The following is an 11,133-nucleotide window of genomic DNA, read 5'->3' as shown; positions in this document are numbered from 1 at the left end:
AGCTGTACAGCTGTTTATACAGTATTATTTTTGTGAAATAGATTGGATTTGGTTACAAAAAATGTGTTATTAAAATTAGTACTACTTGGTAAGTTGTTTAATTGATGCAGAGAATATTCGGAAAAATATGAAAGCTTTAACTCTAGTTATAGGGGAAATATGTTGCAAATATTAGAACTAAGTTTTTGAAAAATTTAGGTAACCGTGAAAAAATAAATAACTTATAAGTTAAAATTTATTAATTGAGTATGGTAGTTGATTTACTTTGAGGTAAAGTAAATTTAAAAAGGTTGTAGAGTAGAGCTAAACTTTAAAGTTTATTAATAAGATTATATTTGAAGGGATTAATTTTTATAGTTTAGATTTTAAAGAAAATGTGGGAGTGTTATCTCTGTTTAGAATCAAGAAAGTTTTGTTATTAATTTTTTAAGTTTAATCATTTTACTTTTACTTTGGTATTAAAGTATTACTGGTATAAAATTAAAATCGTTACATAGAAGATGAGTTATGAATACAGAATTTACTTTACAGTTATTTGAAAAATAATGTAATATAAAAGCTTGCTTAATTTAAGTGTAATTCGTCATGTGCAGTAAAGTTCTTTTCAAAGGTATACTAGAAAGTAAATAATTTTATTTATTTGATGAAGATACTCTAAATTTTTACTGAATTTTATAGAATCATAATTAAAATAAACTTTTGTTCAAAGTAGCTTTTAGCGTTTTGGTGATAATTAAAATTGTTAATAAATTAAATGTTTATGACTCTTTTATGAGATTACTTAGAAGTAATCAGAAGCTCAGTATAATGATATTTATTAAAGAGGGAAAAGTATATTAAAATCACATAATAAAAATGGCACAATCTTAAATTAATTTGCGTATTATTGGAAACTTTATTTTACTTAAAAATGTATTTTATTTTGTTTTTAAAATGTCTTAATTTATATTTGTTTATATTATATAGTGAATAGGTTGCTGCAAAAGCTTTACAGAATCATTTATTGTCTTTACCGTGCTCTAATTGATACGATTTATAATGACGGAATGGAACATGCAGGATACTTATCATTTTTGATTTTATTGTCGATATTTCCTTTTCTTATAGTTTTAATGGCTTTAGCATCGACGTTTGCGAATTTTTTAGATCAATATATCGGTTGGTCATTTATAATTGATAATATACCCCAAGATATTTTGGCATCTTTAATGCCACGCATTGAAGAGATAATATCAGGTCCTCCACATAGCTTACTGACTTTGGCAATTGTAGGAGCTATTTGGACTGCTTCGTCAACAGTTGAAGGGCTTAGAACAATCTTAAATAAGGTCTACAAAGTTCCTGTTTCTCCTCCTTATGTTTTAAGAAGGATACTTAGTATATTGCAGTTTTTAGCAATTACATTTATTATCACTTTAACCATAATATTCTCTGCATCAGTACCAATGCTAATAGTTTTATCCTATCATGGACTAGGTTATATAAAATATCTTCTTATTGAATTTGTACTTTTCATAGTAGTTTCTTGGCTATATTTTATGTTGCCAAATATAAAGCAAAATCTATTAGATGTATTTCCTGGATCTTGTATGGCTATTGTGCTTTGGACAATTTCTGCTTTGGTTTTTAAGCAATATTTAAAAGCTTCTTTTGTTCAACTAGATTTAATATATGGAAGTTTAGGTGGTGTAGTAGTATCGTTGCTATTTTTTTATGTAGTGAGTTTAATTTTTATATATGGAGCAAAGTTTAATTTTCAGTTAAAATATTTTAATTGGTTTAGCTCAAGGAGAAATAGTGGGTAGATTAGAAGGTAAGATAGCTTTAATTACTGGAGCTTCAAGTGAGATAGGTTCTGCTGTTGCAAAAAGATTTGTCAGAGAAGGTGCATATGTAATTTTAGTATCAAGGTCTGTTGATAATCTTAGGCCCCTATATAGTGAAATTGAAAAACTTGAAGAATTTAAAGAAGGTTCTGTAAAGTTGATTAAGCTAGATCTTTTAGATTTTGAAAATGTAAAGATATTAGCAAACATGATGGAGAGTTTAAAATTGTCAGAGTCTGGAGCACTTGATATATTGGTTGCATGTATTGGGATTTTAGGTAAATTAAGTCCTGTTCATGATTGTGAGCTTGAAGAGCTACAGAATGTAATGAATACAAATTTCACTGCTAATTGGTACTTGCTGAAAAACTTAGATCCTATACTAAAAAAATCTAATTCTGGGAGGGTAATATTTGTGACATCAGAAGTAACAATTTTTCCATCTTATTATCCATATTGGATACCTTATGCTGCAAGTAAAGCTGCACTAGAAATCATGGTAAGAATATATGCGTCTGAAACAAAGCATACAAAATTGTGTGTGAATGCTGTATATCTAAAAGGTGTTACTGATAGTGAGATGTACAAGCAAGTCTTTCCTGGAAAAGATGTACTTAAGTTAGTGTTACATGATAAATTAACGGATAGGTTTGTAGAATTGGCCTCTGAAAGTTGTGAAGTATCAGGGGAAATTTTGCCATTGAACAAATTTGTTAAATAAATTGTATTAGCATTACTTTTTTTAATAACTAAAACTTTATAAATTATTTGTATTTTTCATCTTTATGAACTAACAGTTAATAAAAAATTCCATTTATATAATTAAAGATTGGTAGTATTGTTTTTAAAGTAAGTATTACTTTCAAAGTATGCCAAAGTGCACAGATATAGAATCTATATTAGTCATAGGAGCGGGTCCAATAATTATAGGTCAGGCGTGTGAGTTTGACTACTCGGGAACTCAAAGTTGTAAAGTATTAAGGAGCGAGGGTTATAAAGTCATTTTAGTGAACTCTAATCCTGCAACTGTAATGACGGATCCTGAGTTTTCTGATGTAACATATATTGAACCTATACTACCTGAGATAGTAGAGAAAATTATAGTTAAGGAAAAACCAGATGCAATATTACCAACGATGGGTGGACAAACAGCTTTAAATTGTGCAATGAAGCTTGCAGATGATGGAATATTAGATACATATGATGTAAAATTAATTGGTGTAAGTAGAGAAGCAATTAAAAAAGCAGAAGATAGAGAGCTATTTCGTCAGTCTATGGATAGGATAGGGTTAAAATATCCTAAAAGTATGATTATAAAGAGTCAAGGGCAGATAAAAAAAGCTTTAGATTATATTGGATTACCTGCAATTATTCGTTCATCATTTACTCTTGGTGGTACAGGAAGTGGTATAGCATATAATAAGGAAGAATTTTTTAAAATTGTAGAAAATGCTATAAAAATTTCACCGATAAATGAAGTTCAGATAGATGAATCTGTTATCGGTTGGAAAGAGTATGAAATGGAAATTATTCGTGATTGTAAGGATAACTGTATAGTAGTTTGTTCAATAGAGAATATTGATCCTATGGGAGTTCATACAGGTGATAGTATTGCTGTTGCTCCTGCTTTAACTTTACGTGACGCGGAATATCAGCAAATGAGAAATGCATCTATAGCAGTACTGAGAGAAATTAATGTTAGTGCTGGCGGTGCAAATGTTCAATTTGCAGTCAATCCTAAAGAAGATGGTAGTCTTGTTGTGATTGAGATGAATCCAAGGGTTTCTCGTTCTTCTGCGTTTGCTTCGAAGGCAACAGGCTATCCTATAGCAAAAGTTGCAACTAGGCTTGCCATTGGCTATTCTCTTGATGAAATATGCAACGATTGTATACCAACTATAACTGCTGCATTTGAACCAGTAGTTGATTATGTTGTCACTAAAATTCCTCGTTTTGAATTTGAAAAATTCAAGGAGACAGATTGTGAATTGTCAACTTCCATGAAATCAGTGGGAGAAGTAATGTCTATAGGACGTACTTTTAATGAATCGATACAAAAAGCTTTTCGTTCACTTGAAATTGGTCTTACAGGATTTGATGAAGTATTTTCTAAAGATACGGATATTGATTATATCAAATCTCAATTAGCAAAATTGCTACCAAATAGATTACTAATTGCTGCTGATGCAATGCGTCATGGGATAAGTATAGAAGAGATCAATTCAATTACAAAATATGACCCATGGTTTTTACAGAATATACAGCAAATTATTTTAGCTGAACAGAAGATTAAAGAAGCTGGTTTGCCTAAAGCTGCACATGAGATATTAGAACTAAAAAAGATGGGTTTTTCAGATGCAAGATTGGCAAATTTGAGTAATAATTTTATTTCTATTGTTGAATTGGCTGACACTGGAGTTCAGATGCAGCTTCCAATTTTAAGTGTTAGAACAACGTTGAATCAGATTGAACAGGTTGAAGTAATAAGAAAGAAATTTAATATTAACCCAGTTTATAAACACATAGATACTTGCGCAGCTGAATTTGAATCTTGTACTGCTTATATGTATGGATGCTATGAGGGAGGGGAAGTTATAAGTAAGGCAGAATGTGAAGCAAACGTTTCTAGTAGAAAAAAAGTTGTTATTTTAGGTAGTGGGCCGAATCGTATTGGTCAAGGTATTGAGTTTGACTACGCATGTGTGCATGCAGTTTCCGCTGCTAAAGAAATGGGATATGAAACAATAATGATTAATTGTAATCCTGAAACTGTTTCAACCGATTATGATACTGCTGATCGTTTGTATTTTTCTTCATTAATTGAAGAAGACGTACTTGAAGTATTAAGTAAAGAGCAGGAAGATGGTATATTAGTGGGTGTTATAGTTCAAATGGGTGGCCAGACACCTTTAAAATTAGCTAAAACATTAAGTAAAAGAGGTTTTAATATTTTAGGTACATCTTTTGATTCTATAGATCTTGCTGAAGATCGCATGAGATTTAGAAACCTTGCTTCACAACTTAATTTAAAACAACCAGGGAATTCCATTTGTTTTTCAGTGAAAGAAGCATTATCTAATGCACAGAAGATTGGTTTTCCATTAATAGTTAGGCCGTCTTATGTTTTAGGTGGTCAATCTATGTCAATTAAGTACGATATTAATAGCTTTGAAGAATATGTTCTTAATCAACCTAGTATTTTTGAATATGGGGCATTGTTGCTTGATAAGTTTTTAGTGAATGCAGTTGAGATTGATGTTGATGCTGTGTGTGATGGAGAGAAAGTTTTTATTGCAGCAGTGATAGAGCATATTGAGAAGGCTGGAATTCATTCTGGTGATTCAACTTGTTTGATACCAGTAAACACGTTAAGTAATAGAACTATAAAGGAAATTGAACTTCAAACTGAAAGGATAGCTCTTGAGTTAAAAGTAAAAGGCTTAATAAATATTCAATTTGCTATTCAAGAAGATGATATATATATACTTGAAGTGAATTTAAGGGCTAGTCGTACAGTTCCTTTTGTTTCTAAGGTAATCAATATTCCTATCGCAAAACTTGCTACTCAAGTTATTTTAGGTAAAAAATTAGACCAACAAAAAAAGACTATTGATTATTTTGCAGTCAAAGCTGCTGTTTTTCCGTTTTCCCGTTTTTCGGGAGTTGATGCCCTGCTTGGTCCTGAGATGAAATCAACAGGAGAAGTGATGGGAATTGACTTATCCTTTGAGGCTGCACTTGCAAAAGCATATATGGCTGCAGGATATAAGTTACCAACAGAAGGTAAAGTTCTGATTTCAGTGACAGATGATGATAAAGAGTATGTATTGTCAGTTGCGTTAATGTTAAAAGAACTAGGTTTTGAAATATATGCTACCAAAGGTACAGCTTTATACTTAAATAATAATGGTGTAGCTGCAAAAGTTGTGAATAAGGTGAGAGAAGGTAGGCCTCATATAGTTGATATGCTTAGAGATGGAAAAATAAGTTTGCTAATTAATACTTCAAAAGGTATAAAATCAATTTCTGATAGCAAAGATATTCGTAGAACTGCTATTTTGCAAAATATAGTTTGTAGTACTACAGCCTCTGGTAGCAGAGCACTAGTGCTTGCAATTCAATATTTAAAAAAAAGTAAGTTAGAAGTAAGGTCATTGCAACAGGTACAGAATATTTAGAGGTTAAAAGTAATATAATTTTTGATATTTTTGAGTATAACTTGTCTTACTTTGTAATTAGTTAATGAGAGTTATTAGATTGTGTTAAATTAATGAAACTTGCAATTAATTGTATGTTTAAGTTTGACAGGAAAATAATCTAATAAATTTTAGAATGCATAAAAATTTACGCGGGAGTGATGAGATTTGAACTCACGACCTCATGCGTGACAGGCATGCGCTCTAAACCAACTAAGCTACACCCCCATATTTATTGATGCTTTAATTCAGGGTATAATGATTGTGCTTTATTTGTCAATATTTTTGTTTGCACTTTGGTATCTTTTGTATTATCATGTAAATAATTTAATCTAAAATATAATTTATATAATGCCCTGCTAGGGTTATTTCATGAAGATGAGCTATTTTAAGGAAAATTAAAAATATGGTAAACTTACCTGAAATCACTATACGTGATTTGGCTGGATCTGGTGTACATTTCGGTCATAAAGTTAGTCGATGGAATGCAAAAATGGCTCCATATATCTATGGAATACATCAAGAAAATCGTATACATATAATAGATTTAAGGAAAACATTACCGTTATTACAGGTAGCAATGAAAGCTTTATATGACGTTGCGTTTCAAGGGGGGAGGGTTTTATTTGTTGGCACAAAATTTCAAGCTCTTGATATTATTGCAAGTGAAGCAATTCGTTGTGGTCAGTATTACGTAAATTATCGTTGGCTAGGTGGCATGCTTACTAATTGGGGTACTGTTTCTTCTTCAATAAAAACTTTAATTCAATATGAAAAAATTTTGAATGATGAAAATAACGTTTTAACAAAAAAGGAATTAGGAAATCTTGAAAAGAAAAGACAAAAGCTTGATAAGGCACTAGGTGGTATTAGGGAAATGGGAGCAATTCCAGATATTGTGTTTATTATTGATACAAATAAAGAACACATTGCAGTTAAAGAGGCTGAAAAATTAAAGATTCCAATAGTTGCAGTACTTGACACGAATTCTAATCCAGATGATATTACTTATCCTATACCAGGAAATGATGATTCAAGAAAATCAGTAGAATTATATTGTAGGTTAGCTGCTGACTGTATATTGGCTGGAATAGAATCTAGTTTGATGAAATCTGGGGTTAAGGTTGGTGATATAAAGGGTAATGAATTTATTCAAGAAAAGGGAGATGATGGTGTTGCACAAACTCAAAAGGAGTATAGTAAAGTTTATAAAGAAGATAGAAAGGAGATAGTAACAAATGAAAATGAATTTAGATAGAATAAGGGAATTGCGTGATAGAACAGGATTTGGTTTAAGTGATTGTAAGAGAGCGTTAGTAGAGTGTGATGGTGATATTAAAAAGGCTATTGATAAGTTACGTATGGTAGGGTTTACTAAAGCTGATAAAAAAGTTGATAGGGTAATCTCAAATGGTTTAATTAGCATGTATTTAAATAAAAATCGTGGTGTATTAGTTGAACTGAATTGTGAAACTGATTTTGTTGCAAGAAATGAAAAATTTATTAAGTTGATTTTAAACTTAGTATCAATCGCTTATCAAAAACGCTGTACTAGTATTCGAGATTTGAAAAATGCTAAGTATGAAGGTGTTGGTACTGTGCAAGAAGCTATTATAAGTAATGCATTTATTCTTGGTGAAAGAATGGAGTTAAGTAAGCTTTGTTACTTAGAAATTGAGGATGGGATTGTTGCTGGTTATGTGCATGGTGATATGTGTGATTTAGGTAAAATTGGAGCCTTGGTTGCATTGCAGTCATCAGGTGATCAGTTAAAGTTACAGGAAATTGGAAAGCAAATAGCAATGCATGTAGTTGCTATGAAACCTGAGGTTCTTTCTATAGATGATTTAGATTATATAAAGTTGAATAATGAGCGTTCTGTAGTTGAAAAACAAGTAAGTAGCTTAAGTAAGCCTGAAAAAGTTACAAAGAAAATAGTAGATAGTCTAATGACTAAGTATTATGAAGAAGTTGTTTTATTAGAGCAGAAATTTATTAAAGATAATAAGATAAAGATTTCTGATTTTTTAAAATTAAGTGAATTGAGTGTAAATTCTTCTATAAAATTATCTGATTATAAGTTGCTCATTTTGGGTAGTGAAAGTTAAGTAGTAGAAGTGGCTGCTGCAACAAATAGAAAAAGTAAAGTAAAGTATTCTAGAGTGTTGTTTAAAATTTCTGGTGAAGCTTTGATGGGATCTAGATCTTTTGGTCATGACATGGAAGTAATAGATAGGTTATGTAAAGGTGTAGTTGATGTTTACGAACTTGGAGTTCAGGTATGTATTGTTGTTGGTGGGGGAAATATTTTTCGTGGTGTATCTGCTTCTTTAAGCAGTTGTGAAAGAGCAAAAAGTGATCATATTGGAATGCTTGCAACTGTAATTAATGCTTTAATTTTGCGAAACTTTTTGGAAAAGAAATCGGTAGATTCTAGAGTATTATCTGCAATACCTATGGCCACCATATGTGAGCCTTATATAAGGGAAAAAGCTATTAATCATTTAGAAAAAGGTAGAGTAGTGATTTTTGCAGCTGGTATTGGAAATCCATTTTTTACTACGGATACAGCTGCGGCCTTACGTGCTATTGAGACAAATTGTGAGGTTATTTTAAAAGGTACTCAAGTGAATGGTGTATACTCTTCTGATCCAGGAGAAAATAAAGATGCTATAATGTATGATAAACTTTCTTATACAGATTTATTAACACGTGATTTGAAGGTTATGGATGCATCAGCTGTCTCTCTTGCACGTGATAATTCTATTCCAATTATAGTTTTTTCTCTAAAAAGGGAAAAAATAGCTAATGTTATTAAGGGTTTTGGTACTTATACTATAGTTTCTGATTGTCAACGATAGATAATTTATGTTAAATGAAGTAAAAATTCAGACGGAAGAAAGGATGTTAAAAACTATTCAGTCATTTTTTAATGATATTAAAGGTATACGTACTGGTAGAGCTAATGTATCATTACTAGATGGCATAGTAGTAAATATCTATAATGGGCATCAAAAGTTAAATCAAGTTGCAGGTATTTCAGTTACAGATAGTAAAACTTTATTGATTAAAGTTTGGGATATTGATATTATAGGTAAAGTAAAAGATGCTATATTAAATGCTAATTTAAATTTAAATCTTATTGTCGAAGGTAGTGTTATACGTATAGCTCTTCCTGATTTGACACAAGAGACCCGTGAAAGATTAGTAAAATTGTTATATCAGTTTGCTGAAAATGCACGTATTGCTATTAGAAATATACGTAGGAATGTTATGGAAAAAATGGAAAAAATGCAGGAAAATAAAGAAATTTCACAAGATGATTTTCATGATATTAAAAAGCAAATACAAAGCATTACTGATGATAGTATTAAAAGGATTAATAGTGAATTATCTACTAAGGAAAAGGAAATATTATATCGTTAGGTGATTAATACAGTAAAGACCGTTAGTTATAAGCAAATACATTGCTTTTGAGTATTTTATGTGGATAGTTGATGTATAACTATTATGGATGTTATACCTTGAGGGTAATTTTGCTACAGTAGTAGTATTGGTATTTTACGGTGTGGTGGAACTTAGCTTTTGATTAATGTAACTTCATTGAAAATATTGTGTTATAATATAAAGGATGGCTGCTTTTGATGATTAATTTAGTATGCCTATTAATTATAATTAAGTTTTTTTTTGTTCTCGTATCAAGGTATTGTGTGACTCTTTTTAGACGTCAGCTAAAATTTGAAAAATTTTATTTAAATCAAAAAACAACCTGACTTGAGTTCAAATGTTAAATCTAGAATCTCTGCCTAAACATTTAGCAATCATAATGGATGGTAATGGTAGATGGGCAAATAAGCATGGTAGGATAAAAATTGATGGTTATAGAAAGGGTAGTGAAGTTGTATATGATATTGTTAAGTATTGTATAACTTTAACCATACCATGTTTAACTTTATATGCATTTTCTATGGAAAATTGGCTCAGGCCTAGAGAAGAAATCGATTGTATATTTGATTTGTTTTACTTTGCTCTAACTGATGAGGATAAAGTTAATTTTATTTGTAACTATGATATTAAATTAAATTTTGTTGGAAATTTGAATTTGTTGCCTCAAAAAATATTTGATCAAATAAAAAAGGTAGAAAAAATGACGTGTAAGAATGATGGTTTATTACTGACTGTAGCGGTTAGCTATGGAGCAAAGCAAGAAATTATACATGCTGTAAGCAATCTTATAAAAGAGAATATTCATTTTATATCAGAAGATAGATTTGAAAAATTTTTATATACTAAAGACCTGCCTAAATTAGACTTGTTAATTCGTACTGGTGGTGAAAAAAGGTTAAGTAACTTTCTATTATGGCAAGCAGCTTACGCTGAATTATATTTTTGTGATACTTTATGGCCTGATTTTTCTTGTCAAGATTTGAGTATAGCATTAGAAGATTATGCGAGAAGAGAAAAAAAATATGGCAGATAATAATTTTATAGTGAGAATATTATCTTCAGCAATAATATTGCTTGTATTTTCTTTTGCTATATATTTCAATGATTTATCGTTTTATTTACTGATTTTTTCAATAGCAGTTCTATCTTCTTTTGAATGGTATAATCTCACTCAAGGCAACAAAATCTTATATATTTTTGCTTTATTATTGATTGCACTACCAAATGCTTCATTAATATACTTATATAATCTTCCACAAGGAAAATATGTATTAATATGGCTCATCTTAACTATTTGGAATATTGATATTGCGGCATATTTATTTGGTAAAAATTTTGGTGGAGCTAAAGTTTTTCCAATTATTAGTCCTAGAAAAACTTGGTCAGGGCTTTTTGGTGCAATCTTGATTGGAATAATATGTACAGTTTTTGGGTCAGTATTTTTAAGTCTATTTTCAATTTTTTATTCTCCAATGATTGGAATTGTAGTTGCTATTCTAGCACAGCTTGGAGATTTTACTGAATCACTTATTAAAAGAGTTTACAATGTTAAAAATAGTGGAGGTATGATACCTGGTCATGGAGGGGTATTGGATCGTATGGATAGCTTTATTTTTACTGCTCCTTTTATTGCTATTTATGTCAGTTAGTAACTTTAAGAAATA

General features: G+C 30.5%; 9 protein-coding genes and 1 tRNA gene. 9 read left to right on the top strand and 1 reads right to left on the bottom strand.

Annotation, left to right across the window (positions count from 1 at the left end):
- Window positions 1-974 precede the first annotated feature (974 nt).
- The 3 genes from GOY14_RS02180 to carB all read left to right on the top strand — a co-directional run bounded on the left by GOY14_RS02180 (window position 975) and on the right by carB (window position 6,004).
- The gene (locus GOY14_RS02180) at window positions 975-1,805 is read left to right on the top strand and encodes a YihY/virulence factor BrkB family protein (protein ID WP_175809878.1); all 831 of its coding nucleotides are present in this window, start codon (window positions 975-977) and stop codon (window positions 1,803-1,805) included.
- Complete coding sequence (locus GOY14_RS02175; protein ID WP_410543568.1) at window positions 1,798-2,547, top strand: SDR family NAD(P)-dependent oxidoreductase; 750 nt, start codon at window positions 1,798-1,800, stop codon at window positions 2,545-2,547. Before GOY14_RS02180 ends, GOY14_RS02175 begins: the two co-directional genes overlap by 8 nt.
- A gap of 148 nt (window positions 2,548-2,695) precedes the next feature.
- Window positions 2,696-6,004, top strand: a complete 3,309-nt coding sequence (gene carB / locus GOY14_RS02170; RefSeq protein WP_175809660.1) for a carbamoyl-phosphate synthase large subunit — start codon at window positions 2,696-2,698, stop codon at window positions 6,002-6,004.
- 171 nt (window positions 6,005-6,175) lie between these two features.
- Here carB and GOY14_RS02165 read toward each other — a convergent pair.
- Window positions 6,176-6,250, bottom strand: a tRNA-Asp gene (locus GOY14_RS02165).
- Window positions 6,251-6,428: 178 nt separating this feature from the next.
- Between GOY14_RS02165 and rpsB the strand changes: the two genes are divergently transcribed.
- The 6 genes from rpsB to GOY14_RS02135 all read left to right on the top strand — a co-directional run bounded on the left by rpsB (window position 6,429) and on the right by GOY14_RS02135 (window position 11,118).
- Entirely contained in the window at window positions 6,429-7,280 is an 852-nt protein-coding gene (rpsB, locus tag GOY14_RS02160; RefSeq protein WP_175809659.1) for a 30S ribosomal protein S2, read from the top strand.
- Window positions 7,261-8,130, top strand: coding sequence for a translation elongation factor Ts (gene tsf, locus GOY14_RS02155; protein ID WP_175809658.1), 870 nt, complete (start codon window positions 7,261-7,263; stop codon window positions 8,128-8,130). Before rpsB ends, tsf begins: the two co-directional genes overlap by 20 nt.
- An 84-nt stretch (window positions 8,131-8,214) precedes the next feature.
- Window positions 8,215-8,883, top strand: a complete 669-nt coding sequence (pyrH, locus tag GOY14_RS02150; protein WP_410543573.1) for a UMP kinase — start codon at window positions 8,215-8,217, stop codon at window positions 8,881-8,883.
- Between the two features lie 7 nt (window positions 8,884-8,890).
- The gene (gene frr / locus GOY14_RS02145) at window positions 8,891-9,448 is read left to right on the top strand and encodes a ribosome recycling factor (RefSeq protein WP_175809656.1); all 558 of its coding nucleotides are present in this window, start codon (window positions 8,891-8,893) and stop codon (window positions 9,446-9,448) included.
- 358 nt (window positions 9,449-9,806) lie between these two features.
- Window positions 9,807-10,502: a polyprenyl diphosphate synthase gene (gene uppS, locus GOY14_RS02140; RefSeq protein ID WP_175809655.1), complete on the top strand. Its 696-nt coding sequence runs from the start codon at window positions 9,807-9,809 to the stop codon at window positions 10,500-10,502.
- Window positions 10,492-11,118, top strand: coding sequence for a phosphatidate cytidylyltransferase (locus tag GOY14_RS02135; RefSeq protein ID WP_175809654.1), 627 nt, complete (start codon window positions 10,492-10,494; stop codon window positions 11,116-11,118). The genes uppS and GOY14_RS02135 overlap by 11 nt, the downstream gene beginning before the upstream one ends.
- Window positions 11,119-11,133: the final 15 nt, after the last annotated feature.

It is taken from the genome of Wolbachia endosymbiont of Dipetalonema caudispina (genome assembly GCF_013365495.1).
In the GTDB taxonomy this organism is placed as follows: domain Bacteria; phylum Pseudomonadota; class Alphaproteobacteria; order Rickettsiales; family Anaplasmataceae; genus Wolbachia.
Note: the sequence above shows the minus strand (reverse complement) of the source record. Positions and strands in the feature narration are given on the sequence as shown.

What these genes read in the sequence shown, in the direction of transcription:
- carB (WP_175809660.1), top strand. Translation starts at nt 2,696, where the DNA reads ATGCCAAAGTGCACAGATATAGAATCTATATTAGTCATAGGAGCGGGT.
- rpsB (WP_175809659.1), top strand. Translation starts at nt 6,429, where the DNA reads ATGGTAAACTTACCTGAAATCACTATACGTGATTTGGCTGGATCTGGT.
- tsf (WP_175809658.1), top strand. Translation starts at nt 7,261, where the DNA reads ATGAAAATGAATTTAGATAGAATAAGGGAATTGCGTGATAGAACAGGA.
- pyrH (WP_410543573.1), top strand. Translation starts at nt 8,215, where the DNA reads ATGGGATCTAGATCTTTTGGTCATGACATGGAAGTAATAGATAGGTTA.
- frr (WP_175809656.1), top strand. Translation starts at nt 8,891, where the DNA reads ATGTTAAATGAAGTAAAAATTCAGACGGAAGAAAGGATGTTAAAAACT.
- uppS (WP_175809655.1), top strand. Translation starts at nt 9,807, where the DNA reads ATGTTAAATCTAGAATCTCTGCCTAAACATTTAGCAATCATAATGGAT.
- GOY14_RS02135 (WP_175809654.1), top strand. Translation starts at nt 10,492, where the DNA reads ATGGCAGATAATAATTTTATAGTGAGAATATTATCTTCAGCAATAATA.